The following is a 25,614-nucleotide window of genomic DNA, read 5'->3' as shown; positions in this document are numbered from 1 at the left end:
CCGGCGCCGAACGCCCCGTTTCGCTCTCGCCGCTCTGCCGCCCCGGTCACCTCCCGGGCGGCACGGCGGCGCCTTGCTTATGAACAAAGCCCTCGTCATCGCGCCCAACTGGATCGGCGACGCCCTGATGGCGCAGCCGCTGTTCGCGCTGCTCAAGCAACGCCATCCGCGTCTGGCCATCGATGCGCTCGCGCCGAAATGGGTCGCGCCCGTCCTCGCGCGCATGCCCGAGATCGGGCGCGTGTTTCCCAGCGACCTGGCGCACGGCAAGCTGCAGCTGTCGGCGCGGCTGATGTTCGCCCAGCAGCTGAAGAACGAAGGCTACGACGTCGCCTACGTGCTGCCCAACTCGCTGAAGTCCGCGCTGATCCCGTGGCTGGCCGGCATTCCGCTGCGGGTCGGCTATCGCGGCGAGGCGCGCTTCGGCCTGCTCAACATCCGCCACGCCAATCCGCCGAAGGACAAGCGTCCGCCGATGGTCGAGCACTATGCGCGGCTGGCGCTCAAACCCGGCGCGCGGCTGCCCGAGGGCCTACCCGAGCCGCGGCTGCGCGTCGATCCGGCGCGCGTGGTCAAGACCGCCGAGCGCTTCGACATCGCGCCGCAGACCCGGCTGATCGCCTTCTGCCCGGGCGCCGAATACGGTCCGGCCAAGCGCTGGCCCGCCGCGCATTTCGCCGAGCTGGCGCAGATGCTGCGCCGCTCGTACCCGTACGCGCAGATCGTGACGCTGGGCTCGGCCAAGGACGGCGAGATCGCCGCCGAGATCTGCGCCGGCGCGCCCTTCGTGCGCAATCTGTGCGGCCAGACCTCGCTGGACGACGCGGTCGACCTGCTGGCACTGTCCGAGGCGGCGGTCTGCAACGACTCCGGCCTGATGCACGTGGCCGCCGCGCTAAACCGGCCGCAGGTCGCGGTATTCGGCTCCAGCGATCCGCGCCATACGCCCCCGCTGTCACAGGCAGCGAGTATCATGTGGCTCCAGCTCGAGTGCAGCCCGTGTTTCCAGCGCGAATGTCCGCTCGGCCATCTGCGCTGCTTGCGGGAGATCGAGCCCGAAATGGTCTTCGTGGAACTGCGCAAGCTGCTGCACCGGCCCTGATGGAACCACCGCTGACTGAATAGCTGAACTGCGAATAGCTGAACCGCGTGCGCCGACCCGGCGCCGCCAGGCGCGTCCGGCGCGCCGTTGATTGACCCGCGATGGCCGTCCCCGCCCACACCGCCAGACACCGGCGACCGGGACGGCTTCGATTCATGGCCCGGCCTGCCGGCAGGGCCCACCGACCGATCCCGCCATGCCTCGCTTCGCCCGCCTGTTCGATTCCGCCGAAGACATCCTGGAAGCCTTTCGCGAGGCATTGAAGCTGCGCGATGCCGAAGGCGCGCTGAAGCTGTGGCTGGACGAGGATTCGATCACCTGCGTGATGCCCGACGGCCAGCGGCTGATCGGCCACGATCATCTGCGCCAGGCCTTCCTGCAGCTGCTGGACCGCCAGCCGGTGCTGATCGACGTGCTGGAAAGCAGCAGCCATTCGACGCTGGGCGTCTCCATCTTCGACGTCACCGAGGCGCTGCGCTTCGCCACCGACCGCGTCGAGGCCGACCTGTACGTGCACACCACCTACGTGCTGCTGCAGAACCACGAGGGCTGGCGCCTGGCACATATCCATTGCAGCCCGGCCAACGCCGCGCAGGTCACGATCTCGACCGCGACGGCCAAGCAGGCCCTGCACTGAACCGGCCGGGGAAACGCCCGGCATCCGACCACCCGCCGTCATGTCCCGCCCCGCCGACCTGCTCCGGCATCCGCCCTCGCCGCTGGCCGACCCGCACGGTTTCGACGCCCACGCGCGCATGCCATGGTGGCTGCGCGACGGCCATAGCCAGACCATCATCCCAGCGAGGCTGACGCGCCGGCCGCGCGTGAGCTTTCGCCGCGAACGCTGGGACACGCCCGACGGCGACTTCATCGACCTGGACTGGACCACGCACCCGGTCGCGCCCGGCACGCCGCTGCTGGTGCTGTTCCACGGGCTGGAGGGCAACTCGACCAGCCACTACGCGCAGTCGATGATGGCGGCGCTGCGCGAGCGCGGCTGGCAGGGCGTGATCCCGCATTTCCGCGGCTGCTCCGGCGAGCTGAACCTGGCGCCGCGCTTCTATCATTCCGGCGACTACGTCGAGATCGACTGGGTGCTGCGGCGGCTGCGCGAGCGGCATGCGGCCGATGGCCGGCGGCTGTATGCGCTCGGCATCTCGCTGGGCGGCAATGCGCTGCTGCGCTATCTGGGCGAGGCCCAGTCGAGCGCCGGTTTCCTTGCCGGCGCCGCCTCGGTGTCGGCGCCGCTCGATCTTGCGGGCGGCGGCGCGGCGCTGTCGCGCGGCTTCAACCGCGTCTATACGCAGATGTTCCTGCAGACGCTCAAGCGCAAGTCGCTGGACAAGCTGGCCCAGTACCCTGGCCTGTTCGACCGCGCCGCGCTGCTGGCCAGCCGCGACCTCTATGCCTTCGACAACGTGGTCACGGCCCCGCTGCACGGCTTTCGCGATACCGACGACTACTGGGCGCGCGCCGCCAGCAAGCCGGTGCTGCGCCATATCGCGGTGCCGACGCTGGTGCTGAACGCGCGCAACGATCCCTTCCTGCCGGCGCACTATCTGCCGGGCGCGCGTGACGTCAGCGGGCAGGTGCTGCTGGACCAGCCCGAGCATGGCGGGCACGTCGGCTTCCTGGCGCCGCCGCGCGACTGGCGGCGCCATCTGCCGCTGTCGTCGCTGCTGCCGGGCGGCGGCCATACCGACTGGCTGCCGGCACGGGTGCTGCGATTCTTCGATAGCCTGGGCTGACAGGGTCTACGCTGGAAGCGCGGTGGATTGCCGGCGTACCGGCGGCCGCGGCCCTGCTGCCGGCGTCCTGCGGGCGTACTGCAACGAGGCCGCAAGCCGCGCAGGCAAGGAGTTCAACAGGAGACGAGCATGGACGAAATCGTCAAGCAGGCGATGGCCCGCTGGCCCAATGTCCCCTACTGCTATGGCTGGCTCGCGCTGGACCGGCGCGGGCAATGGCGCATCCGCAACGAGTACGCGCAGCAGCATGGCCTGTCCGGCGATCCGCTGCGGCATCCCGCGCTGGTGGCCTTTATCGAACGCAACTACGTGTGCGACGAGCATGGCGCCTGGTTCTTCCAGAACGGGCCGCAGCGCGTGTTCGTCGAGCTCGCCTATGCGCCCTGGGTAGTGCGGCTGCATCAGGGTCAATTCCACACCACCTCGCAGCGGGCCTTCACGCCGCGGTCCTGCCATGCCGACGAGCACGGCAACGTGGTGCTGGTGGGCGAGATCGAGGGCGGGAATGAGGGCGGGAACGAAGGCGTGAACGCGGCCAAGAACGAGGGCAGGAACGCGCTTCATGCCGCGCTGCTGCACGACCACGATCTCGACGCGTTCAGCAGCAGTTGCGACTGGCACGGCGAGGCCTGCGGCACGGACCTTGGCGTCTTTCACTTCGACGGCCGCGATCTGCCGATCGAGCCGATTGCCGAGGTCGAGGTGCCCCGGCGCTTCGGCTTCGTGCGGCAGCCGCGGCCGCAGCCGGCACCGCAGCAGCAGACCCAGGAACCGCCGCCGTCCCGCTGAGGCGCGGGATGGCGCGCGCGGCGGCGGCGGGGGCCGCTGCGGCTTCCGCTTTGGCTTTGGCTTTGGCTTTGGCTTTGGCTTTGGCTTTGGCTTTGGCTTTGGCTGCGACTACGACTGCGGCTGCGGCTGCGGCTGCGGCCGCCGCAGCCGCCGCGCCTCAGTTCGGCATGCCCTTGTTGTCCTGCCGTTCTTCCCGATACTGCCGCTCGAGCTGGTGCAGCCGGGCATCGACCTCGGACAGCGTATAGAAGTCGCCGTCGCCGGCCTTGCGCGCGATCTGCAGCTGCTCGATCGCGGCCTGATAGGCGCCATCGCGCGCGTACTTCTCGGCCAACGCCTGATGCTGCTGCACGCGCTTGCCCTGCGCCGCGTAGGCGCGCGCCAGCAACTCCCACCATTCCGCGCGCGCGCTCTCCTCGCGGGTGCGCGAACGCAGGAATGTCACCAGCTCGTCGGCACGGCCGGCTCCCAGCAGCGTCTCCGCATACGACAGCGCGACCGCGTGCGACAGCGGGAAGGTCTTCATGGACGCCAACGCCTGGCGGACCGCGTCCGGCACGCGGCCCTGCGCGCGCGCCAGCTCGATCGCCATCACGTCGAGCATCGGGCTGCCCGATGACGCCCCGGGAATATTGCCGTACAGCCGGCGCGCCTCGGCCAGCGCCTGCTCCGCCTGCACCAGCCGGCCCAGCCGCTGCTCGGCAAACGCAATGCCGTAGTAGATCGCCGGCTGCCGCATCGGCGATGCGCTGGACAACTGGGCCTGCAGCGCGGCGCGCGCGTTCTGGATATCGGTGGGATTGGCTTCCTGCAGGATGCGCGCGCGCACCCGCGCGAATTCGTATTCGGGCGTGCTGCCGACCTTGCGCGCCGGCAGATGGCTGGCGCGGTCCTGCATGTCGGCGATCCGCTCGGAGGTCAGCGGGTGGGTGCGCACATAGGACGGCACCGAGCTTTCCGAGATGCCGGTGACGCGCTGCAGCCGGCGGAAGAAGTCCGGCATGCCCTGCGGATCGAAGCCCGCCGCCGACAGGATCTGGAAGCCGACGCGGTCGGCCTCGCGCTCGGCGCCGCGCGAGAACGACAGCTGGTTGGCCAGCGCCGCGCCCTGCCCGCCCATCGCCAGCGCGGCCGCGGCGTCGGGGCTGCGGGTCGCGGCCAGCCCGGCCAGCACCATCGACGCCAGCGCGATCCACATCGACTGATCCTGGCTGGTGATGCCGCGCGCGATATGCCGCTGCGTGACGTGGCCGATCTCGTGGCCGATCACCGACGCCAGTTCCGACTCGGTGTCCGACTGCACCAGCAGGCCGGTGTGCACGCCGATATAGCCGCCGGGCAGCGCGAACGCGTTGATGGTCCGATCGCGTACGGCAAACAGTTCGAAGCCGGTGGCGAAGGTGCCGCCGCCGGTGGTGCCTGCAAGGTTCTGGCGGCGCGCGGCCTGGATCAGCTTGTAGCCGAGCGCGTTCAGATAATCGGCCAGCAGCGCATCGGTGACGTACTGCGGATCGCGGCGGATATCGCGCATGATGCGGTCGCCCAGCCGCTTCTCCATATCGGGCGACAGCGCCGCGGTCGACGGGTCGCCCATGTCCGGCAGCTGGATGCCGTTGCTCTCGACCACCGGGTTGCCGCTGCGCAGGCCGAAGTCGGACTTCTGCCCAGCCTTCACGCTGCGGTTCAGGTTGTCGTAGACCTGATCGCTGGCGTCGCCCGGCAAGCCCAACAACGGCGGCGCGATCGTCGGCACCGCCTTGCCCGCCGGCGCCGATGCGGCCTGGGGCCAGGCCGGCGTGGCCAGCGCCAGCATCAGCAGCGCCGCCAGCGGGCGACGCAGCACGGCAAGGCGGGGCCCGGCATGGCGCGATGCGGGCGCCGAGCGTGAACGTCCGGCGGCACGGGCATCGGCACGGCGATCGGCACCGAGATCGGCTTCGAGATCGGCACCGAAATCGGCACGGAGATCAGCACCGAAATCGGCTCCGGGATCGGCTCCGCGATCGGCTCCGGGATCGGTACCGGGATCGGCACGGGAATCGGCGCGAAGATCGGCGAGCGAAGCGCGCCGGGCGACGGGGCGGAAAATCAGCATGTTGCTATGATAGCGGCCTGGCGCGACCGTTCCGCGCCCGGCGGGCACCCCTGCCCTGCCGTCCTGCTTTCCGGATTTCCTGCGATTTCCTTCGATCCCCTCCCGCTTCGGTCCCAACCGTTCGACCCCAACCGTTCGACGCCAACCCTGCGACGCCAATCATGAGCAAGCTCACTCACTTCGATACCGCCGGCCAGGCGCATATGGTGGATGTCGGCGGCAAGGACGCCACCCACCGGGTGGCGATCGCCACCGGCTCCATCACGATGGCGCCGGAAACCTTCGCGCTGGTGCGCGACGGCACCGCGAAGAAGGGCGACGTGCTCGGCATCGCTCGCATCGCCGGCATCATGGCCACCAAGCGCACCGCCGACCTGATTCCGCTTTGCCATCCGCTGGCGCTGACCAAGGTCGCGCTCGAATTCGCGCTGGACGAGGCGGGCAGTTCCGTGCACTGCACCGTGCGCGCCGAGACGCGCGGCCAGACCGGCGTCGAGATGGAAGCGCTGACCGGCGTGCAGGTCGCGCTGCTGACGATCTACGACATGTGCAAGGCTGCCGACCGCGGCATGGTGATGGGCGGCATCCGCCTGCTGGAGAAGCATGGCGGCAAGTCGGGGGATTGGGTGGCGCAGTAAGAGCGGCACGCCGAGGCCCGCAAGAGGGGCAATCAAGCCCACGCAGCACGCCGGGCGGCCCCCGCAGCCCCCCTTCCCCGCAGCCCCGCCGCCCCGCTAGTGGCGCAGGCCGAACGCGGCGACGTGCCGGCCGCCGGCGGGCAGATTGGCGGCCGCCAGCAGCGCGTCGGCGAGCAGGTCCTGTCCTTCCGGGCTCAGGTGGATGTCATCGAGATAGGCCACATCGCGTGCGCGGCGCTCGGCGTCACGCATGCTGACGACCGGCACCTCGTATTCCTCGCACAGCCGGGAGAAGGCCTGCAGGCCGGCGGGCAGGCCGGCGCCATCCAGTTCGTCGCGCTCGTAGTGCTGTACCAGCCGGACCTGCACGCCGGCCCTCCTGGCCATCACGATCAGTTCGGCCAGGTCGCGCAGCGAGGCGGCGCGATCGGCATCGGTCGATTCGCGCGCCGGTCCGGACGATTGATCCAGCCCGAGATAGGCGGGCAGATAACGGGTGGCGCCCTCCACCAGCGCCGACAGCGGCGGTTGCGAGGGATGGGTATCCGGCCGCAGCGGCGCGAAGGTCGGCACATCGCCATAATCGGCGCCGTTGACGACGATGATCGCGGTATCGGCGTCGAGAAAACCGAAGCGCCGCGCGTAGGCGAGCCAGTTGCCCGGCCCCCAGCTGAATGCCGCCACATTGCCCACGGTCGCCACTTGGCTGGTCCGGCCCAGCCGTACCCGCAATTGCTCGGTGGCAAGGCGCCCCTGGTCGACCTGCGCGCCGCCGTTGACGACGGAATCGCCGAACACCAGCACGCGCCGCTCCCCGGGCGCGCCTTTCTTCGGCTCGAAATCGTCCGAGCGCATGCCGTAGCGGTTGACCACATAGCGATGGCCGAAGCGCTTCACGCGCTGGTTGGGCTTGAGCAGGTACTCGATTTCCGGATCGGTCTGATAGAGCGGCGGATCGCCCAGGCCGAGGCCGGCGCGCGCCAGCACCTCGGTGGTGATGATGGCCACCAGTCCCAGCACAGCCACCGTCAGGATCCTTCGCTTGCCAGTCTGCATTCGTCTCTCCCGTGTGACACAGGCACCGGGCGAGTCTAGGGGCCGGAACTGGCGTGACAAATCGTGCCGACGGATGAAATGCCTCGGCGCGGCGCTTCTCCGGAAACGAAGCCGCGCACGGCTTGCGGCAGCGCGGCATTCCTCCTTCGGACTACCGCCCTACCGTGGTATCGGTATGGCGGCCCGGCGGCGCTGGACCCACTCGCAGAATTCGCGCGGCCGCCTGGCAGCGTCGACGCCCTCGCAATAGCCGGCGACGCGGGCGAACTGGGCGGCCTCGTCGCCGCGATAGTAGTAGCGCAGCCGCTCGAGCCATTCCCGGCCCTGCTCCGGCTCGCCATTGAGCGCCAGCAGCCAGGCGCCGCGCGCGATCACCGTCGGGGTGGGCAACAGGTGGATCGCGGCGATATGCGGCGGCAGCCACGCATCGGCGCCGTCGGCAGACAGGGGCGCGAGCTCGGCCTGGTGCGCCTCCGCGTGCTGTCCGAACCACAGATTCGGCGCGGGCAAGGTGTCGACCCGCGCCGGGCTGGCGTACTCGCGCGCTTCGACGCGGCGGTAGTCCTGCCACATCGTCGCGAGCACCAGGGCCGCGGCCAGGCCGGCCACGGCGGGCCCCATCGTGGCCAGCGCGCGCGGCATGCGCGTGACCGCCAGCGCGGCGGGCTCGAGCCATCCCAGCAGGAAACAGAACGGCAGCAGGAAATACAGGTAGTGCAGCGGATATTCGAGCATCGAATGCGCGCACAGCATCGCCAGCCACGTCAGCGCCGCCGCCGTGCGGGCGCGTTCCACCGTATCGGCACGCCACAGCCTCGCGCGCACCACCCGCCATAGCCAGGCCGCCAGAAACAGCGCGACGCCGGCGGTGCCGACGATCCCGGTCTTGGCCAGCAGGTCCAGCACGGCGTTATGCGCGTGCAGCGACATCTCGACCGTGATACCCAGCCGCGCCAGCTGTTCGAACTGTGCCCAGCCGAATTCGCCCCAGCCGACGCCGAACCACGGATGCGCGACGAACATCGCCCAGGCATGCGCCCACAGCGCGCCGCGCGCGGAAATCTGGTCGCCGGCCTGCAGTTGCGCCATGGTGTCGAACAGCGACCAGCCGAACGCCTGCCCCGCCGCCTTGATCGCAGGCTGCAGCAGCATCAGCATGGCCACCAGCGCCGCCGCCGCAAACACGAGCCCGGCGGGGGCGCGCAGGGACCAGCGCGCTGAGGCCGGCGCCACGTCCTGCGCGGAGCGCGCCAGCCAGGCCGCGACCAGCGCATAGCAGGCGGCCAGCCCCACGTGCAGCACGCCAGTGCGCGAGCCGGACAGCACGACACCGCTTTCGACCAGCGCCACCGCGACCAGCCACGGCAGCGCGCGCAGCTCGCCGCGCGAGGCCAGCCACACCGACGCCGCCAGCGCCAGGCCATGCACGGTCGCCTGGTGGTTGGGCTGGTTCAGATTGCCCCATAGCCGGCGATTGGCGTCGTAGAAGTAATCGGACACCAGCCCGAAGCTGTCGCCCTCGAGCCGGAACAGTTGCACCCATTGGGCGAGCGTGCCGAACAGCCCTGCCGCCAGCCACGCCGTCGCGAACGCGGTCAGCACCACGTCGGCGTCGAGCGCGCGGCGATAGCGATGGCCGGCCCAGATCGCGCCGGTGGCGAGCAGCAGCGCGGCCAGCGTCAGGCTGCGGCTGCCGGTCACGTCGGGCTGACCGGCCAGCGTGGCGCCCGTGCCCAGGGCGATCAGCCACAGGCAGGACGCGGTCACGAACGGAACGCCGGCGGGGGTGGCGGCACCAACGGTGGCATCAACGGGGGCACCAGCGGTGGCACCAGCGGCGGCACCGGCAGCGGCACTGCCGGCGGCCCCACCGGCGGCGCGCAGCGTCGCGGACCACAGCACCAGCACGACGAAGGCCAACGCCGACGCCCACTCGCCGTAGAAGGTGGCCAGCGGCAAGGTGTGTTTGGAGACCAGCGGCGGCAACGCGACGGCCATCGCCAACAGCGGGCACGCCCAATCCAGCGCAACGTTCCTGCGCAAATTCACATTCGATTCCCGACGAAGGCGACACGCCCATGGGCGCGTCGCCGAGATGATCCTTGCGCAGTCCGGCGTGGCTGGCGTCGTCCGTCATGACACCGGCCCGGCTACCCGACTACGCCCTCGCCTGCGATGTATCGGCGGGCGACTGGCTGTTCCTGAGGACATACTGCCTGGCGACCGCGTTCTCGATCGTGGTGGTGATCTCCCAGCTGACCGAGGTCGCGTTGACCGATGGCCGCAGCACGATCTCCCTGCCGTCGACCCCGGCGCCGAGCCCGCTGGCGGACAGCGTCAGCGTGATCACGCCCGGACCGCTGACGGTCGCCTGCGCGATCTCGCGGCTCCGCGCGAACGGCGGAATCGCGGCGGCCGCGTTGTCGTCATTGCAATCGTCCAGCACGCCGCCCGCTTCCTGCGCGCACAGGCTGACCGCCATCTTCAAAGGCGCGGCCGCGGTCAGCACGCTCGACAGCCTGGCCCGAATTGTATCGTCCCGATATTGCGGCACCGCGATGGCGGCCAGGATGCCGATGATGGCGACCACCACCATCAGCTCGATCAGCGTGAAGGCGCGATGGGTTCGATGAGTTCGAGGGGCCCGATGGGCATGATGGGCGTGATCAGCGCGGCGGCCCCGCGGCAAGCGTGCGGCGACTGGCATGGAGCGGCTCCCGAACGATTGGAAGGCCGACAGTATCGAGCGGGCGGACCGCGTTTCGCCGTCCATTCACAAAATTTGGCATCGAAGCCTTGCCCTGGGACCGGCGGCAGCGTCCATGAAAAAGCCCGGCAACGCTGGCGCGTGCCGGGCTCGGTTCGCATGGCCGCACCTGCCCGCAAGAGGGCAAGCGCGCCGGGCGGGGCGTCAGGCGGTCTGCGCGCCGCGCTTCTGCATCAGCTTGCCGATCACCACCACCAGGATCGCGCCGATGGCGCCGAACACCAGGTGGGCGTGGGGCACGTGCACCTCGAACCAGGCGGCGTCGACCGGATCGCTGACCAGCATCTCGCCGGCCAGATAGCCGAGCAGCGCGGCGCCGGCCACGATGATCACCGGGAAGCGTTCCATCACCTTCAGCAGCAGCGTGCTGCCGAACACGATCAGCGGAATCGACAGGCCCAGGCCGATCACCAGCAGCAGCAGCTGGCTGCCCTCGGGGCCCTTCTGCGCGGCGGCGGCGACCGCCACCACGTTGTCGAGCGACATCACCAGGTCGGCGATCAGGATCGTGCGGATCGCGGCCCAGATGTTGTCCTTGGCGTCGTGGCCTTCCTCGTCGTCATCGCCGGTCAGCAGCTGCACGCCGATATAGACCAGCAGGATCGCGCCGATGATCTTCAGGTACGGCAGGCTCAGCAGCTTGACCGCGGCGACGGTCAGCACCACGCGCATGATGATCGCTGCGGCGCTGCCCCAGAAGATCGCGCGCTTCTGCTGCGCCGGCGGCAGGTTGCGCGAGGCCAGCGCGATCACGACGGCGTTGTCGCCGGACAGCACGATATTGGTCAGGATGATGGATCCCAGTGCGATCCAGAACGTGGTGGACGACAGCAATTCCACTGCGTGGCTCCTCGAAGTCGATATTGGAATTGGAATGAAGACGGGGTGTCAGGGCCCAGCCAGCAACGGAACTTGCCCGTCCGCGATTGCGGCCTTTCGGATGTCTGACGCCCAAGACATTGAGATGTACCGCAGAAACCTTTCGTTTTGATTTCAACAAACCGGCAGATACATCAGAGAATGATCTATTGGTCGTTCCAGTGGCGCCAAAACGACAATGCCCTCGCGTGGAGCGAGGGCATTGCAGGGGAGCCGCGGCGGACCGCGGCCCCGGCCGATGGACCGGCAAGGCCGGCCCCGACCCGTATTACAGGATCGACTTCAGCAGACGGCCCATTTCCGACGGGTTCTTGGTGACCTTGATACCGCAGGACTCCATGATCTCCAGCTTGGCCTGCGCCGTGTCGGCACCGCCCGAGATCAGCGCGCCGGCGTGGCCCATGCGCTTGCCCGGAGGCGCCGTCACGCCGGCGATGAAGCCAACCACCGGCTTCTTCATGTTGTCCTTGATCCAGTAGGCGGCATTGGCCTCGTCCGGACCGCCGATCTCGCCGATCATCACGACCGCATCCGTGTCCGGATCGTCGTTGAACATCTTCATCACGTCGATGTGCTTCAGACCGTTGATCGGGTCGCCACCGATGCCGACGGCCGACGACTGGCCCAGGCCCAGCGCGGTCAGCTGGCCCACGGCTTCATAGGTCAGCGTGCCCGAGCGCGACACCACGCCGATGCGACCCTTCTTGTGGATGTGGCCCGGCATGATGCCGATCTTGATTTCGTCGGGCGTGATCAGGCCCGGGCAGTTCGGTCCGAGCAGCAGCGTCTTCTTGTTTTCGCGGCGCATGCGGTCCTTGACTTCCATCATGTCGCGCACGGGGATGCCTTCGGTGATGCAGACCACCAGGTCCAGGTCGGCGTCCACGGCTTCCCAGATCGCGGCGGCGGCGCCTGCGGGCGGGACGTAGATCACCGACACGGTGGCGCCGGTCTGCTGCTTGGCTTCCTTGACGCTCGCGTAGATGGGAATGCCCTCGAAGTCCTCGCCGGCCTTCTTCGGGTTCACGCCGGCGACGAAGGCGTTCTTGCCGTTGGCGTAGTCGCGGCAGCCACGGGTGTGGAACTGGCCGGTCTTGCCGGTAATACCTTGGGTGATGACCTTGGTGTCTTTGTTGATCAGAATCGACATGCTGTAATCCTTTGCTTGGCTGTCGCGGCGGGCGCCCGGCGCCACGCCGCTCGCTTTCGGTTTCGCGTCTGGCTTACTTGCCTGCGGCCGCGGCCACCACCTTCTGGGCCGCTTCTTCCATGGTGTCGGCGGAGATGATCGGCAGGCCCGACTCGGCCAGCATCTTCTTGCCGAGGTCTTCGTTGGTGCCCTTCATGCGGACGACCAGCGGCACGCCGAGCTGCACCGCCTTCGAGGCCGAGATCACGCCTTCGGCGATCACGTCGCAGCGCATGATGCCGCCGAAGATGTTGACCAGGATGGCCTGCACGTTCGGGTTCTTCAGCATCAGCTTGAAGGCCTCGGTCACCTTCTCGGTGGTGGCGCCGCCGCCCACGTCGAGGAAGTTGGCCGGCTCGCCGCCGAACAGCTTGATGGTGTCCATGGTGGCCATCGCCAGGCCGGCGCCGTTGACCAGGCAGCCGATATTGCCGTCGAGCGAGATGTAGGCCAGGTCGAACTTCGAGGCTTCGATTTCAGCCGGATCTTCTTCGTCCAGGTCGCGGTAGGCGACGATTTCCGGGTGGCGGAACAGCGCGTTCGAGTCGAAGTTGAACTTGGCGTCGAGCGCGATCACCTTGCCGTCGCCGGTCAGGATCATCGGGTTGATTTCGGCCAGCGAGGCGTCGGTGTCCCAGAACGCCTTGTACAGGCCCTGCAGCGCCTGGCGGGCTTGCGACAGGCTGGCGTCGGGCACGCCGATCTTGCGGGCGATGTCGTCGGCGTCCTTGTCGGTCAGGCCGATCGACGGCTCGATGATCAGCGTGTGGATCTTCTCGGGGGTCTGCGCGGCGACTTCCTCGATGTCCATGCCGCCTTCGCTCGAGGCCATCAGCGCGACCTTCTGCGACACGCGGTCCACCACCAGGCTGACGTACAGTTCCTTCTTGATGTCAGCGCCTTCTTCGATCAGCAGGCGGTTGACCTTCTTGCCTTCCGGACCGGTCTGGTGCGTGACCAGCTGCATGCCCAGGATGTTGCTGGCGTAGGTCTTGACCTCGTCCAGGCTCTTGGCCACCTTGACGCCGCCACCCTTGCCGCGGCCGCCGGCGTGAATCTGCGCCTTGACGACCCACACCGGGCCGCCAAGCTGTTCGGCCGCCTTCAGCGCTTCTTCGACCGAGAATGCGGGGATACCGCGGGGAACCGGCACATTGTATTTGCGCAGGATTTCCTTGCCTTGGTACTCATGGATATTCATGCGTGTTTCCTTTCGGGTAGGCGTAAATGGGTAGAAAAGCCGGGTAGTAAAGCGGGTGATGAAGCGGGAGAGGTCGAGATCTCGTGGGGATCCCGGAACCTCACCCGGAGGTTCCGGTGGACCGGTGCGGAGCGCCGCCGTCGTCGTCGGCAATCGCCTGCGGGGCCTGCGGTGACTGCGGCGGCGAGGCCGGCGGCGCATCGGCCCGGGCTCTCGGTTTCGGCTGGTGTCCGTACCAGCGCGGATAAAACTGGCGAACCACCTCGCCTTCGAAGTGCAGCGCATGGCAGCCATGCAGCTGGTAGGGCGGTTCGGGATTGCTGTCGTCGCTGGCGCCGTCGCGAATCTTGAAGACGTCGCCAGCAAAGGCCTGGATTGCCGTCGTCGGCAGGATCCCGGCCAGTTCGGTCAGATGGGTGCAGCCGGCCACCCCGCCCAGGCGTTCGCGCACGGCCTTGCGGAAGCCCTTCATCAGGTTCAGGCCGATCAGCTGGCGGTAGGCCGGGCCGATGGTGTCGCAGTGGCCGGGATAGGGAACCCAGTCGGAGCAGGCCTCGGCGTCGACCACGTTCATGCGCAGGTCGATGGTCACGCGCAGCCACAGGTCGTGCAGCGGCTGGCCGATCGGACGGACGCCGCCGCCGGCGAGCGGAATGTCGCGGGGCTTGGTGTCGGTAAGCCGGGCCTCGATGTCCCACAGGCCGTCTTCGCGGAGATACGCCTCGGCCGTGATGGCGCGACGATGACGCAGGGCGCGATTGACGGGGGCGGAAAGCGGCATGGCACCAGGCTGTGACAAGGGAAGGCGCGGCGGAACCGGCCTGAAGACGATTTGCTGCGGGCGCACGAATTCGCGCCGCGCTTGCGGAAAACTCGTGGAGTTTAACATGCCGGACCGCATTGGCCGGGAATACCCGGATGTGCGCAATGTCGAGCCCGATTGTCGGCGCGGATGATCGGACTGACCGGGCGGACTACGGCGGCGGACTACCGCGTCGGACTGACGCGCCGGACTGACGCGCCGGACTGCCGCGTCGGACTACCGCGGCGGCTGCATCACATCCTGCACGCCTGCCGCTCCGGCACGCCGTTCCATCGGTCTTTCACTCGCCCTCCTCGTCCGGCGGCCGCTCGGCATCGCGGATCACCCGGCTGATCGTCGCCTGGGAGAAGCCGCGCGCGGTCAGAAAGCGCAGCTGTTTGGCCTTCTCCTCCGGCGTGGCCGGCACGACGCCGAAGCGCTTGCGCCAGACCTCGCGCGCCCGCTCGAGCTCGGTGGCGCGCAACTGCTGCTGCAGGTCGGCCAGCTGCTCGCCGTCGAGCTGGTGAGTGCGGGCCTCCTGCATGACGCGGGAAGCGCCATAGCGGCTGGCGCGCCGGTGCACCAGGCTCTCGGCAAAGCGGGCGTTGGACAGCCAGTTCTCGCGCTCCAGCGTATCGAGCAGGCGCTCCAGTTCCTCCGGCGACTCGGCATGCGGCGCCAGCTTGCGCGCCAGTTCCGCGCGGCTATGCTCGCGGCGCGACAGATAGCCGACCGCGCGCGCTTTCAGGGACAGCGGAGGACGAGGCATGGGGTTGGGAGGGAACGGCGGAGCGGCGGGGCAAGGACGGCAGCCGGGACGGGACGCCCTCTCCCGCTGGGCGAAAGGGGTGGAGGGCGAGCGAACGCGGCGCTTGCAGGCCCGGCGGAGCCGGACCCACAGCGCCGCAAACCCGGCTTACTCTGCCGCCAGCGCCGGCGTACCGTTCATCGGCACCACGCCGAGGGCGGCGCGGACCTTGTTCTCGATTTCGTCGGCGATATCGGGATTCTCGCGCAGGAATTCGCGCGCATTGTCCTTGCCCTGGCCGATCTTCTCGCCGTTGTAGCTGTACCAGGCGCCCGACTTCTCGACGATCTTGGCGTCCACGCCGAGGTCGATGATTTCGCCCTGGCGCGAGATGCCCTGGCCGTACAGGATGTCGAAGAAGGCCTCGCGGAACGGCGGCGACACCTTGTTCTTGACCACCTTTACCTTGGTCTCGTTGCCGATCACGTCGTCGCCCTTCTTGATCGAGCCGATGCGGCGGATGTCGAGGCGGACCGAGGCGTAGAACTTCAGCGCATTGCCGCCGGTCGTGGTTTCCGGCGAGCCGAACATCACGCCGATCTTCATGCGGATCTGGTTGATGAAGATCACCAGGCAATTGGTGCGCTTGATGGTGCCGGTCAGCTTGCGCAGCGCCTGGCTCATCAGGCGGGCCTGCAGGCCCGGCAGCGCGTCGCCCATCTCGCCTTCGATTTCGGCCCGGGGCACCAGCGCCGCCACCGAGTCGATCACGATCAGGTCGACCGAGCCCGAGCGCACCAGCGCGTCGGTGATTTCGAGCGCCTGCTCGCCGGTGTCCGGCTGCGAGATCAGCAGATCGCTGACGCTGACGCCCAGCTTGCTGGCGTAATTGACGTCCAGCGCATGCTCCGCGTCGATGAACGCGCAGGTGCCGCCCAGCTTCTGCATCTCGGCGACCACCTGCAGCGTCAGCGTGGTCTTGCCCGACGATTCCGGGCCGTAGATCTCGACGACCCGGCCGCGCGGCAGGCCGCCGACGCCCAGCGCGATGTCCAGGCCCAGCGAGCCGGTCGACACCACCTGGATGTCCTGCTCGACCTCGCCGTCGCCCATCCGCATGATCGAGCCCTTGCCGAACTGCTTCTCGATCTGGGCCAGCGCGGCGGCCAGCGCCTTCTGCTTCTCGGCGCTCACGCCAGCTGCCTTCTTGCCGTCATCCATGGTCGTCCTTCCGTCAATGGTGTATAAATAGGCCGCATGCGGCGCGCCGCCTGCTATTCGATGCCGATATTGTGCGGCACCTCGTTACGCAGACCCACGCGCCCGACCCGCGCCACCCCGGCGTCTGCATCGTCGGAGCGCGCTGCGGCAACGCATTCTAGAGGCGGAGCATGGCAGCCGTGAATCAGCATCGGCTCAAAAATGCAGCCGGGTTGGACCACGGCACCGCCCGGCTGACCGGCGCCCTCCGTGACGCGTGGCCCCGGTTGCGATCCAGCCCCATGCGCTCGCCTGGAATCAGCGGGTACTGTATAAAAAAACAGTATGCTTGGCAAGCCCCATTTCATCCCATAGTGCGCATGACGATCGGGAGGACAGGGGAAACAGGGCGGCCCGCGCGGGCCGGCGCCCGCCTGCCGAGCCAGGGGAGACCACCATGCGCATTCTGATTGCCGAAGACGACGACGTGCTGGCCGACGGCCTGACCCGTTCCCTGCGCCATTCCGGCTATGCGGTCGATCATGTGGCCAACGGCATGGAAGCCGATTCGGCGCTGTCCACGCAGGCCTACGACCTGGTCATTCTCGATCTGGGGCTGCCCCGCATGCCGGGGCTCGAAGTCCTGAAGCGGCTGCGCGCCCGCGGCGCGATGGTGCCGGTGCTGATCCTGACCGCTGCCGACAGCGTCGACGAGCGGGTCAAGGGCCTGGACCTGGGCGCCGACGACTACATGGCCAAGCCCTTCGCGCTGTCGGAACTGGAGGCGCGCGTGCGCGCGCTGGTACGGCGCGGCACCGGCGGCGGCGCCACGCTGATGCGGCACGGTCCGCTCGCATTCGACCAGGTCGGCCGCATCGCCTATCTGAACGACCAGATGCTGGACCTGTCCGCGCGCGAGGTGGGCCTGCTCGAGATCCTGCTGACGCGCTCGGGGCGGCTGGTGTCGAAGGAGCAGCTGGTCGACCACCTGTGCGAATGGGGCGAGGAAGTCAGCAACAACGCGATCGAGGTCTACGTGCACCGGCTGCGCAAGAAGATCGAGGTCGGCGGCATCCGCATCGCCACCGTGCGCGGCCTCGGCTATTGCCTGGAGAAATTCCAGCCGGCCCCGGCCGCCGCGCATTCCTGATTCCGCCGACCGCAGCGGCGCCCGGGCTTTCCCTTCGAACCTGCCCGGCGCGCCTCCGCCCTCCGCCCCTATCTCCCACGCCCTTCGCATGTATCCGCTGCGCCTGCCCTGGAAACGCCCGTCGCCGGCGCTCGGCGACACGCGCCGCCGCCGCGCCGCCGCGGCGGCCACCGCCGAGGACGAGGTGACCGACGAGATGCTGGCCGACGCCCTGCCCCATCTGGAGGACGACGCCGGGCACGCGTCGCCGCGCTCGCTGTTCGGCGAGATCCTCGACTGGATGCTGGCGCCGCTGCTGCTGCTGTGGCCGCTGAGCATCGCGGTGACCTACCTGGTCGCCAAGTCGATCGCCAACGGCCCCTACGACCGCGCACTGGAATCGAGTGCGATCGTGCTGTCGCAGCAGGTGCGCGAGGTCAATGGCGGCGTGACGCTGCAGCTGCCGCTGTCCGCGCGGGAGATCCTGCGCGCCGACGAGACCGACGCGGTCTACTACCAGGTGGTCGGCACGCGCGGCGAGCTGGTGGCGGGCGATCGCGATTTGCCGCTGCCCGTCGAGGAAGACCGCGGCCACGCCGGGCTGGTGTCGCTGCGCGACGACCAGGTGGCCGGCAACGACGTGCGCGTGGCGTATACCTATGTCGAGATGCCGGCGGTGCCCGGCGGCCATCCGGTGCTGGTGCAGGTCGCCGAGACGCTGGACAAGCGCGCGCGCCTGGCCAACGAGATCATCAAGGGCGTGATCCTGCCGCAGTTCGTGATCCTGCCGCTGGCGGTGCTGCTGGTGTGGTTCGGCCTGTCGCGCGGGCTGGCGCCGCTGACCGCGATCCAGCAGCGCATTCGCGCGCGCAATCCGGGCGACACCAGTCCGATCGACGAACAGGCCGCGCCGCAGGAAATCACGCCGCTGGTGGCCTCGTTCAACGAACTGCTCGAGCGGCTCGATCAATCGGTGCAGACGCAGAAGCGCTTCATCGCCGATGCCGCGCACCAGATGAAGACGCCGCTGGCCGGGCTGCGCATGCAGGCCGAACTGGCCCAGCGCGAGCAGTCGCCCGAGGAACTGCGCAAGTCGCTGGCGCAGATCGCCGGCAGCTCGCAGCGCACCGCGCATCTGGTCACGCAGCTGCTGTCGCTGGCGCGCATGGAGAACTTCGCCGGCAGCGGCAACATGGCGCCGCTGGACCTGGCCGCGCTGGCGCGCGAGGTGGTCAAGGACTGGCTGCCGCAGGCCTGGGCCAAGCGCATCGACCTGGGCCTCGATGCGTCCGACCATCCGGTGATGGTCCAGGGCAACCGCCTGATGCTGACCGAGATGCTGAACAACCTGCTCGATAACGCGATCCGCTACACGCCGCCGGGAGGCCACGCGACCGTTCGCGTCAGCGCCGATCCGTTCGAACCGTTCGCCTATCTGGACGTGGAGGACACCGGGCCGGGCATTCCGCCGGCCGAGCGGCCGCGCGTGATGGAGCGCTTCTATCGCGTGCTGGGCACCAGCACCGAGGGCAGCGGCCTGGGGCTGGCGATCGTGCGCGAGATCGTGCAGCAGCATGGCGGCGACGTCGCCATCGAGGACCACGTCTACCAGCAGCAGCCGCGCCTGGCCGGTGCGCGGCTGCGCGTGACGCTGCGCCGTCCGGCGTCCGCGGAGGCGGCATGAACGCGCCCGATCCGGTACGCCTTGCCCGCCAGCAGCGCGCCGCGGCCGCCTGGCGCACCAACCTGCGCTGGACCGCGGTGCTGCTCGCGCTGTGGTTTGCCGGCACGTTCGGCGTCAGCTGGTTCGCGCGCGAGCTGCGCTTCGACTTCTTCGGCTGGCCCTTCTCGTTCTGGGCCGGCGCGCAAGGGCTGCTGATCCTGTACGTGCTGATGGCCGCGGCCTATGCCTGGCGCATGAACCGGGCCGATCGCGAGATCGGCGAGCCGGCGGACGAGCCGAGGGACCAGTCGAGAGACCAGTCGGGATACGAGCCGAGCAACGATGCCGGGCACGCCGACGACGGCGATGCCGCACGGCACCGCTGAACGCCGCGAACGCGCTCGTCGCCCTGCGGGCCGTTCTGCCGGCCGCCCTGCGCACCGCCCCTGCGCACCGCCCCCCCCAGCACCCCCCGCAGCATCGCCTGCAGTACCGCCTGCAACACTGCTCGCCGCGTGCTCGGGACCTGCAGCGTCCCGCATCGCAGCATCGCTCTCCCCCCACGAAAGGCGGGTGCCAGCACCGCGCGACGCTAGCGTATACCCCGAGCAATATCGGCCCCCGCGCACCCTCCGCTGTCAGAACGCCGTAAGTTTCGCCTCCCAGAATCCACACACATTCGACGGCCCGCGCCGGAACGCGGCGTGTCCGCCTGCCTTGCGCGGCCGTGCGAAGGACCCCTGAACAGTAGGAGGAGACAAAATGGCTAATGCCCCGAATGTCGCGGTGCCCGGAGGCAGCGCGCAGAACACCCCGATGACGGCCGAGGAGAGGAAAGTCATCATCGCCTCGTCGCTCGGCACGGTATTCGAGTGGTACGACTTTTATCTGTACGGTTCGCTGGCGGCGATCATCGCCAAGCAGTTCTTCGCCGGCCTGGATCCGACCTCGGCCTTCATCTTCGCGCTGCTCGCCTTTGCCGCCGGCTTCATCGTGCGGCCGTTCGGGGCGCTGGTGTTCGGCCGCCTCGGCGACATGATCGGACGTAAATACACGTTCCTCGTGACGATCCTGATCATGGGCGTGTCGACCTTCATCGTCGGCCTGCTGCCCAGCTATGCCACCATCGGCTGGGCCGCGCCGATCATCCTGATCGCGTTGCGAATGCTGCAGGGCCTCGCGCTCGGCGGCGAGTACGGCGGTGCGGCGACCTACGTCGCCGAACACGCGCCGCACGGCAAGCGCGGTTCGTACACCTCGTGGATCCAGACCACCGCGACGATGGGCCTGTTCATGTCGCTGATCGTGATCCTGGTGTGCCGTCAGCTGACCGGTCCCGACTTCGAGGTCTGGGGCTGGCGCATTCCGTTCCTGCTGTCGATCGTGCTGCTCGGGGTCTCGGTCTACATCCGGCTGTCGATGGCCGAATCGCCGGCGTTCCAGCGCATGAAGTCGGAGGGCAAGACCTCGAAGGCGCCGCTGACGGAATCGTTCGCGCAATGGCGCAACCTGAAGATCGTGATCCTGGCGCTGGTGGGCCTGACCGCCGGCCAGGCCGTGGTCTGGTACACGGGCCAGTTCTATGCGCTGTTCTTCCTGACGCAGGTGCTGAAGGTCGACGCCAAGACCGCCAACCTGCTGATCGCCGGCGCGCTGGTGATCGGCACGCCGTTCTTCGTGTTCTTCGGCGCGCTGTCGGACAAGATCGGCCGCAAGTGGATCATCATGGCCGGCTGCGCGCTGGCAATGCTGACTTACTTCCCGCTGTTCAAGGCGCTGACGCACTACGCCAACCCGGCGCTGGAGCGCGCTCAGCAGTCGGCCCAGATCGTCGTCACCGCCGATCCGAAGCAGTGCTCGTTCCAGGGCAGCCCGATCGCCCGCGAGATCGACTTCCGCAGCTCCTGCGACATCGCCAAGCGCACGCTGGCGCAGTCGTCGGCGAGCTACGAAGTCGTCGAGGCGCCGGCCGGGACCACCGCGACCGTCAAGATCGGCGATCGCGAGATCCAGTCCTTCAACGCGTCGCTGGTGCCGCAGGGCCATAGCTTCGAGCCGGAGAGCAAGGCCAGGATCGACGCCTTCAAGAAGGAGGTCGCCGGGGCGATGTCCGCGGCCGGCTACCCGACCAAGGCCGACCCCGCCGAGATGAACACGGTGATGGTGCTGGTGATCCTGGTGATCCTGGTGATCTACGTGACCATGGTCTACGGTCCGATCGCCGCGATGCTGGTCGAGCTGTTCCCGACCCGCATCCGCTACACCTCGATGTCCCTGCCCTACCACATCGGCAACGGCTGGTTCGGCGGCATGCTGCCCACCATCTCGTTCGCCCTGGTCGCGCAGAACGGCAACATCTACTACGGCCTGTGGTACCCGATCGTGATCGCCGGCATCACGCTGGTGATCGGCTCGCTGTTCATCCGCGAGACCAAGGACGTGGATATCTACGCGAACGACTGATATCCGCATCGCGCCACGCCGGCTCCCGTGCCGGCGGCGAAACGGAGACGAAACCGGCGGTCCGGGAGGGCCGCCGGTTTTTTTGTGGGATAGCTGCATCCGCCGCCACCGCCGCCGGCAGAACCGGATGCAAGGGCCCGTACAAAAGTGTTGACAGCGATCCAACGGCCCGTATAATGGCGGTCTTCGTCGGCGAATTAGCTCAGTCGGTTAGAGCGACGGAATCATAATCCGCAGGTCCGGGGTTCGAGTCCCTGATTCGCCACCAGTATTTCGAAGGGGTCAGCGCAAGCTGGCCCCTTTTTGTTTTGGTGCCGCGGGGTTGCGCCACGGGTTTTGGTGGCGCCGCGGCTTGCCGCCGTGCCGGCGCCGCGACCCGGGGGGATCGGAAGCCGATCCATCGCCCCCTTCCCAGCCCCCTTCCCAGCCCCCTTCCCAGCCCTCCTTCCCAGCCCTCCTTCCCAGCCCCTCCTTCCCAACCCCCCTTCCCCAGCCCGGTCAGCTCCTGCAGTAAGCCCGCGCCATCGTCTTGACTTCGTGCGCCAGCGCGCGCCGCAGCGAGACCGGCTCGAGCACCTCGGCCTGCGGGCCGAACGAGCGCAGCCAGCGCACCAGCCAGTCGGCCATCTCCACCGTGCAGCGGACCACCAGCGAACCGTCCGGACCGATCTCCTCGGTCTGGTCGGGCGAGATCGGCGCATCGCGCACGATATCGCCGCAGCCCTTGGCGAAGCGGACCGCCAGCTTGATATTGCCGTCCGCGTGCAGGCCGAATTCGGCCGCCTCTTCCACATAGTCGGCCAGCGAGAAATGGTCCGGGTAAATGAAGCGCTCTTTCAGCGCGTGCGCCGCATGGACCCGGTCCAGCCGCAGGCATTGGGGCGCGGGGTCCTCGTCTTCCAGGCCCACCAGGTAGACCATGCCGGCCTTCTCGACCACGCCCAGCGGCATCAGCACGCGCTTGCGCTCGGGCTCGAAGCGCGGCCGATACACGACCTCCAGGTTGCGCTCCTCGAATACCGCGGTCAGTACCGGCAGCAGCACGGTCTCGCGCAGCCGCGGCGGCACCAGCGGCGAGCTGCGTTCGACCACCGACAGCTTGCGATGCCAGGCGATCCGGCCGGCGCAGCCTTCGCGGCCACGCCGCCGCAGCTGCGACTCGGCGGCATCGAACAACGGCCGCAGCAGGGTCGCCATCACCGAAGTGATCTGGCGGCCGGCGAACCGCTTCAGCACCTGCAGGGCGAGCGCCTCTTCGTCGCTGAGCCAGGTATCGGCGTTGGCCAGCACCTTGCCGGCACATTCGGCGCGGCGCCACATCAGGCCGCGCCCTTCCGCGCGGCACTCGGCCGAGCCGTCGGCGACCAGCAGCACCAGGCGCTGCTGCAGCACCTCGGCGGGCGGGTCGGCCACCTCCAGGGCGGTCAGGCCGCGTGCCACGTCCTGGGTGCTCATCCAGCGCCGGGGACCGCCGTCGTCAAGCAGGACGGAAAGAATGGAAACGTCGAGTTGCGAATCGAACTGGTGGGCCATAAAGCGCAATGAAAGGTTGGTCTGCGTGGGGAGAGCGAAGCCTATCAAGCGGGGCGTCCGGAAATGAAGGAAATGGACAAGGAACGACGGTTCCCGGCACGCACTTCGGCCCTCCGAATCGAAAGTGCGAGCAACAGCCTATGCGATGCGCGCCGGCACGCGGAGTGAGCAGCGCCCACGCCGGGCCCGCACAAGCATGCGCATTGTTAAAAACTTTGAATAACTGATACGAGGCGGTCGCGCGTTGCCTCCGGGATGTGAGCCTATTCTTCTCCCATCGGCTGACGACATCCCCAAGCAAAACGATTCTCAAAAATTCAACAACTGGAGAAAATCATGAAGATCACGACCGCCCGCCTGGTTCTCAGCGCTGCCATCGCCGGTACCGCCCTGCTGTCGCTGAACAGCGTGTTCGCCGCGCCGGTGCGCGGGTCGCATGCCGGCGACGACTATGGCTACACCTTCCGCGCGGTGGACCGCTTCGCCGAGGGCGCGCGCGCCTTCGACGTCTACGCGGAGGGCGCCCGCACGCACGACGTCTTCAGCGAGGGCGCGCGCTCCCGTGCCGACTATCCGGCGCCGATCGGCGAATGAAGGACGGGATGAAGGAAGGAATGAAGGAGCAAGCGATGAGCCTTCGAGACAATGCACTGATCGTCGCGGCGTGGATCGGCGCCTGCCTGGCCAGTGGCTGGCTGGTCACCTTTACGGGGCTGCTGCTGTCGCAATAAGTGCCGAGACGGGCATGAAGGTAGGCCAAGTGCCGAGTTTTTGACCGGAATCATGGCGAGATCGCCGCCTAGCTGCCATCATGAATTCAGCTAGGCAAGGCGCCGCCGAACCGCCTGGCCGTCGACAACGCCTGCAAGGCCCGTGATAGGAGAACCCTCGCCATGACCCATATCGTGCTCGCCACTGACGGCTCCGCCTTCAGCGACGCCGCCGCCCGCTTTATCGTCGAAGGGAAGCTGCTGCAGGGCGAAGTGACCGTGCATGTGGTGCACGTCGCCCCGGAGGTCACCGGACAGGTGCGCGCCTTCGTCAGCAAGGACGCGATCGACGACTGGCATCGTGAAGAGAGCGAGAAGGCAATGCGCTCGGTGTGCGACATCCTGGGCGCCGCGCAGCTGCGCGTGGAAAAGCATGCGCTGAGCGGCTTTCCGCCGGACCGGATCGTGGCGCTGGCCAAATCGGTGAACGCCGATGCGATCGTGATCGGCACCCATGGCCGCGGATCGTTCTTCGATGCGGTGCTCGGCTCGGTCGCGGGCCGCGTGGTGGCGCACGCGTCGTGCCCGGTCATCCTGGTGAAGGCACCGGACAAGGCCTGACGGCCCGACGCGGGGCCATTCAAAGGTAGAAGTGGGAGTAAGACCGGGCGCTGCCGCGGCGCCCGGGACAGTTGCCCGATCAGCCGTTCAGCTGGACCACAGCGGCGGCTCGTCCATCAGCGCGATCTGCTCGCGCAATTCGAGGATGCGGTCCTGCCAGTAGCGCGCCGTGCCGAACCACGGAAACGCCGCCGGAAACGCGGGATCGTTCCAGCGGCTCGCCAGCCAGGCGCTGTAGTGCAGCAGACGCAGGGTGCGCAAGGCTTCGACCAGATGCAGCTCGCGCGTCGAGAATTCGGCGAAGTCCTCGTAGCCGGCCACGATATCGGCCAGCTGGCTCTGCATCGAGGCGCGGTCGCCCTCCAGCAGCATCCACAGATCCTGTACCGCCGGGCCGGTCCGGCTGTCGTCGAAATCGACGAAATGCGGACCCGTGCTGCCGCCGCGGGCCTGATCCCCTTCGATCCACAGCAGATTGCCGCGATGGCAGTCGCCATGCAGCCGCAGCAGCGCCACGTCGCCGGCGCGCTCGTAGCAGCGCCGCACGCCCTCGATGGCGAGATCGGCGGCGGCCTGCCAGGCCGGCCACAGATCGGCGGGAATGCAATCCTGTGCCAGCAGCCAGTCGCGCGGCGCCACGCCGAAGGTCTCGACATCGAGCGCGGGCCGGTGGACATAGGGCTGAGTCGCGCCGACGGCGTGGATGCGGCCGATGAAACGGCCAAGCCAGGTCAGCGTATCGGCCCGGTTGAGCTCGGGCTCGCGGCCGCCGCAGCGCGGGAACACGGTGAAGCGGAAGCCGCCATGCGACAGCAGCGTACTGCCGCCGCAATCGAGCGGCGGCACGGCCGGGATCTCGGCCTCGGCAAGCTGCCGCACGAAGGCATGTTCCTCGAGGATGGCGGCATCGCTCCAGCGCCCGGGCCGGTAGAACTTCATCACCATCGGCGCGCCGTCCTCGACCCCCACCTGCCAGACTCGATTCTCGTAGCTGTTCAGCGCCAGCAGCCGGCCGTCCGGCATGAAGCCGGCCGCCTCGAGCGCATCGAGGATCAGGTCGGGTGTCAGCCCCGCGAACGGAATGTCCGGCGAGGCGGCGGGATCGGGCGACGTCACCATGGCTAAGCGCTAGCTTAGGACACCGCGCGCGTCAGGACCCCTGCCGCGAGCGCTGTCCGCCGAGCAGCGCGGCCTGCGGGCCGGGCCGGCGGTTGCGCGAGGGACCATTCGACTCGGACGCCGCGCGCGGTGCCGACTGCGAACGCTCGCCGTTGCCAGCCG

Annotated in this window: 24 protein-coding genes and 1 tRNA gene; 12 read left to right on the top strand and 13 right to left on the bottom strand. The window is 68.5% G+C overall.

Translation table 11 applies throughout. The annotated features are described in order from the left end of the window. The first annotated feature begins 79 nt into the window (after positions 1–79). From waaF to AC6EI8_RS10740, 4 genes are all read left to right on the top strand, one after another. Positions 80–1,102 carry a lipopolysaccharide heptosyltransferase II gene (gene waaF / locus AC6EI8_RS10755; RefSeq protein ID WP_226107326.1) on the top strand — a complete coding sequence of 341 codons (1,023 nt, stop codon included), beginning with the start codon at positions 80–82 and terminating at the stop codon, positions 1,100–1,102. 196 nt (positions 1,103–1,298) lie between these two features. Further along, complete coding sequence (locus AC6EI8_RS10750; RefSeq protein ID WP_149316821.1) at positions 1,299–1,739, top strand: YybH family protein; 441 nt, start codon at positions 1,299–1,301, stop codon at positions 1,737–1,739. A gap of 118 nt (positions 1,740–1,857) precedes the next feature. Further along, positions 1,858–2,850, top strand: a complete 993-nt coding sequence (locus AC6EI8_RS10745; RefSeq protein WP_223819620.1) for a YheT family hydrolase — start codon at positions 1,858–1,860, stop codon at positions 2,848–2,850. 129 nt (positions 2,851–2,979) lie between these two features. Then, complete coding sequence (locus AC6EI8_RS10740) at positions 2,980–3,639, top strand: DUF2946 family protein (RefSeq protein WP_498381910.1); 660 nt, start codon at positions 2,980–2,982, stop codon at positions 3,637–3,639. Between the two features lie 157 nt (positions 3,640–3,796). On the opposite strand, the gene AC6EI8_RS10735 is transcribed toward AC6EI8_RS10740, so the two are convergent. Next, positions 3,797–5,479, bottom strand: coding sequence for a beta-barrel assembly-enhancing protease (locus tag AC6EI8_RS10735; protein ID WP_498381912.1), 1,683 nt, complete (start codon positions 5,477–5,479; stop codon positions 3,797–3,799). After that, positions 5,452–5,673 carry a hypothetical protein gene (locus tag AC6EI8_RS10730; RefSeq protein ID WP_498381909.1) on the bottom strand — a complete coding sequence of 74 codons (222 nt, stop codon included), beginning with the start codon at positions 5,671–5,673 and terminating at the stop codon, positions 5,452–5,454. The genes AC6EI8_RS10735 and AC6EI8_RS10730 overlap by 28 nt, the downstream gene beginning before the upstream one ends. Positions 5,674–5,895: 222 nt before the next feature. Here AC6EI8_RS10730 and moaC point away from each other — a divergent pair, with 222 nt between their 5' ends. Then, complete coding sequence (gene moaC / locus AC6EI8_RS10725; protein ID WP_498381908.1) at positions 5,896–6,372, top strand: cyclic pyranopterin monophosphate synthase MoaC; 477 nt, start codon at positions 5,896–5,898, stop codon at positions 6,370–6,372. A gap of 96 nt (positions 6,373–6,468) precedes the next feature. On the opposite strand, the gene AC6EI8_RS10720 is transcribed toward moaC, so the two are convergent. From AC6EI8_RS10720 to recA, 9 genes are all read right to left on the bottom strand, one after another. Beyond that, positions 6,469–7,428: a hypothetical protein gene (locus AC6EI8_RS10720; protein ID WP_498381907.1), complete on the bottom strand. Its 960-nt coding sequence runs from the start codon at positions 7,426–7,428 to the stop codon at positions 6,469–6,471. A 159-nt stretch (positions 7,429–7,587) separates the two neighbouring features. Continuing rightward, positions 7,588–9,426 (bottom strand): PglL family O-oligosaccharyltransferase, encoded by a 1,839-nt coding sequence (locus AC6EI8_RS10715; RefSeq protein WP_498381911.1) that lies wholly within the window; start codon positions 9,424–9,426, stop codon positions 7,588–7,590. Positions 9,427–9,586: 160 nt separating this feature from the next. Continuing rightward, positions 9,587–10,135, bottom strand: a complete 549-nt coding sequence (locus AC6EI8_RS10710) for a pilin (RefSeq protein WP_498381906.1) — start codon at positions 10,133–10,135, stop codon at positions 9,587–9,589. Between the two features lie 204 nt (positions 10,136–10,339). After that, entirely contained in the window at positions 10,340–11,035 is a 696-nt protein-coding gene (locus AC6EI8_RS10705; RefSeq protein WP_150083306.1) for a TerC family protein, read from the bottom strand. A gap of 307 nt (positions 11,036–11,342) precedes the next feature. Beyond that, positions 11,343–12,224: a succinate--CoA ligase subunit alpha gene (sucD, locus tag AC6EI8_RS10700; protein WP_006576698.1), complete on the bottom strand. Its 882-nt coding sequence runs from the start codon at positions 12,222–12,224 to the stop codon at positions 11,343–11,345. Positions 12,225–12,297: 73 nt separating this feature from the next. Then, a complete protein-coding gene (gene sucC / locus AC6EI8_RS10695; protein WP_149316813.1) occupies positions 12,298–13,464 on the bottom strand; it encodes an ADP-forming succinate--CoA ligase subunit beta in 1,167 nt (388 codons plus the stop codon). A 100-nt stretch (positions 13,465–13,564) separates the two neighbouring features. Next, positions 13,565–14,245, bottom strand: a complete 681-nt coding sequence (locus AC6EI8_RS10690) for a DUF2889 domain-containing protein (protein WP_149316812.1) — start codon at positions 14,243–14,245, stop codon at positions 13,565–13,567. 322 nt (positions 14,246–14,567) lie between these two features. Continuing rightward, positions 14,568–15,035 (bottom strand): recombination regulator RecX, encoded by a 468-nt coding sequence (recX, locus tag AC6EI8_RS10685; protein ID WP_226107318.1) that lies wholly within the window; start codon positions 15,033–15,035, stop codon positions 14,568–14,570. 147 nt (positions 15,036–15,182) lie between these two features. Then, positions 15,183–16,235, bottom strand: a complete 1,053-nt coding sequence (gene recA / locus AC6EI8_RS10680) for a recombinase RecA (RefSeq protein ID WP_149316810.1) — start codon at positions 16,233–16,235, stop codon at positions 15,183–15,185. Between the two features lie 436 nt (positions 16,236–16,671). On the opposite strand from recA, the gene AC6EI8_RS10675 reads away from it, so the two are divergent. From AC6EI8_RS10675 to AC6EI8_RS10655, 5 genes are all read left to right on the top strand, one after another. Then, on the top strand, positions 16,672–17,364 hold the full coding sequence (locus tag AC6EI8_RS10675; protein WP_149316809.1) for a response regulator: 693 nt from the start codon (positions 16,672–16,674) through the stop codon (positions 17,362–17,364). An 88-nt stretch (positions 17,365–17,452) separates the two neighbouring features. Beyond that, positions 17,453–19,027, top strand: a complete 1,575-nt coding sequence (locus AC6EI8_RS10670; RefSeq protein ID WP_265632751.1) for a sensor histidine kinase — start codon at positions 17,453–17,455, stop codon at positions 19,025–19,027. Beyond that, positions 19,024–19,392 carry a DUF4212 domain-containing protein gene (locus AC6EI8_RS10665; protein WP_149316807.1) on the top strand — a complete coding sequence of 123 codons (369 nt, stop codon included), beginning with the start codon at positions 19,024–19,026 and terminating at the stop codon, positions 19,390–19,392. Before AC6EI8_RS10670 ends, AC6EI8_RS10665 begins: the two co-directional genes overlap by 4 nt. A gap of 376 nt (positions 19,393–19,768) precedes the next feature. Then, a complete protein-coding gene (locus tag AC6EI8_RS10660) occupies positions 19,769–21,469 on the top strand; it encodes an MFS transporter (RefSeq protein ID WP_149316806.1) in 1,701 nt (566 codons plus the stop codon). Positions 21,470–21,660: 191 nt separating this feature from the next. After that, positions 21,661–21,737 (top strand) — tRNA-Met (locus tag AC6EI8_RS10655). Between the two features lie 230 nt (positions 21,738–21,967). Here the strand turns inward: AC6EI8_RS10655 and AC6EI8_RS10650 are convergent. Beyond that, positions 21,968–22,924, bottom strand: coding sequence for a helix-turn-helix transcriptional regulator (locus tag AC6EI8_RS10650; RefSeq protein ID WP_498381905.1), 957 nt, complete (start codon positions 22,922–22,924; stop codon positions 21,968–21,970). 414 nt (positions 22,925–23,338) lie between these two features. Here AC6EI8_RS10650 and AC6EI8_RS10645 point away from each other — a divergent pair, with 414 nt between their 5' ends. Beyond that, entirely contained in the window at positions 23,339–23,596 is a 258-nt protein-coding gene (locus AC6EI8_RS10645) for a hypothetical protein (RefSeq protein ID WP_149316804.1), read from the top strand. 299 nt (positions 23,597–23,895) lie between these two features. After that, on the top strand, positions 23,896–24,333 hold the full coding sequence (locus AC6EI8_RS10640) for a universal stress protein (RefSeq protein WP_150083310.1): 438 nt from the start codon (positions 23,896–23,898) through the stop codon (positions 24,331–24,333). Positions 24,334–24,420: 87 nt separating this feature from the next. Here the strand turns inward: AC6EI8_RS10640 and AC6EI8_RS10635 are convergent, their stop codons facing one another. Beyond that, positions 24,421–25,452, bottom strand: a complete 1,032-nt coding sequence (locus AC6EI8_RS10635) for a serine/threonine protein kinase (RefSeq protein ID WP_498381904.1) — start codon at positions 25,450–25,452, stop codon at positions 24,421–24,423. Between the last annotated feature and the right edge of the window lie 162 nt (positions 25,453–25,614).

The organism is Cupriavidus sp. R6-3, assembly GCF_059772245.1.
Note: the sequence above shows the minus strand (reverse complement) of the source record. Positions and strands in the feature narration are given on the sequence as shown.

Coding starts and splice junctions, on each gene's coding strand:
- AC6EI8_RS10715 (WP_498381911.1), bottom strand. CDS start 9,426: ATGGCCGTCGCGTTGCCGCCGCTGGTCTCCAAACACACCTTGCCGCTG.
- waaF (WP_226107326.1), top strand. CDS start 80: ATGAACAAAGCCCTCGTCATCGCGCCCAACTGGATCGGCGACGCCCTG.
- AC6EI8_RS10645 (WP_149316804.1), top strand. CDS start 23,339: ATGAAGATCACGACCGCCCGCCTGGTTCTCAGCGCTGCCATCGCCGGT.
- AC6EI8_RS10690 (WP_149316812.1), bottom strand. CDS start 14,245: ATGCCGCTTTCCGCCCCCGTCAATCGCGCCCTGCGTCATCGTCGCGCC.
- AC6EI8_RS10740 (WP_498381910.1), top strand. CDS start 2,980: ATGGACGAAATCGTCAAGCAGGCGATGGCCCGCTGGCCCAATGTCCCC.
- AC6EI8_RS10720 (WP_498381907.1), bottom strand. CDS start 7,428: ATGCAGACTGGCAAGCGAAGGATCCTGACGGTGGCTGTGCTGGGACTG.
- AC6EI8_RS10635 (WP_498381904.1), bottom strand. CDS start 25,452: ATGGTGACGTCGCCCGATCCCGCCGCCTCGCCGGACATTCCGTTCGCG.
- sucC (WP_149316813.1), bottom strand. CDS start 13,464: ATGAATATCCATGAGTACCAAGGCAAGGAAATCCTGCGCAAATACAAT.
- AC6EI8_RS10675 (WP_149316809.1), top strand. CDS start 16,672: ATGCGCATTCTGATTGCCGAAGACGACGACGTGCTGGCCGACGGCCTG.
- AC6EI8_RS10745 (WP_223819620.1), top strand. CDS start 1,858: ATGCCATGGTGGCTGCGCGACGGCCATAGCCAGACCATCATCCCAGCG.
- AC6EI8_RS10670 (WP_265632751.1), top strand. CDS start 17,453: ATGTATCCGCTGCGCCTGCCCTGGAAACGCCCGTCGCCGGCGCTCGGC.
- moaC (WP_498381908.1), top strand. CDS start 5,896: ATGAGCAAGCTCACTCACTTCGATACCGCCGGCCAGGCGCATATGGTG.
- AC6EI8_RS10660 (WP_149316806.1), top strand. CDS start 19,769: ATGGCTAATGCCCCGAATGTCGCGGTGCCCGGAGGCAGCGCGCAGAAC.
- sucD (WP_006576698.1), bottom strand. CDS start 12,224: ATGTCGATTCTGATCAACAAAGACACCAAGGTCATCACCCAAGGTATT.
- AC6EI8_RS10710 (WP_498381906.1), bottom strand. CDS start 10,135: ATGCCAGTCGCCGCACGCTTGCCGCGGGGCCGCCGCGCTGATCACGCC.
- AC6EI8_RS10665 (WP_149316807.1), top strand. CDS start 19,024: ATGAACGCGCCCGATCCGGTACGCCTTGCCCGCCAGCAGCGCGCCGCG.
- AC6EI8_RS10650 (WP_498381905.1), bottom strand. CDS start 22,924: ATGAGCACCCAGGACGTGGCACGCGGCCTGACCGCCCTGGAGGTGGCC.
- recA (WP_149316810.1), bottom strand. CDS start 16,235: ATGGATGACGGCAAGAAGGCAGCTGGCGTGAGCGCCGAGAAGCAGAAG.
- AC6EI8_RS10750 (WP_149316821.1), top strand. CDS start 1,299: ATGCCTCGCTTCGCCCGCCTGTTCGATTCCGCCGAAGACATCCTGGAA.
- recX (WP_226107318.1), bottom strand. CDS start 15,035: ATGCCTCGTCCTCCGCTGTCCCTGAAAGCGCGCGCGGTCGGCTATCTG.
- AC6EI8_RS10640 (WP_150083310.1), top strand. CDS start 23,896: ATGACCCATATCGTGCTCGCCACTGACGGCTCCGCCTTCAGCGACGCC.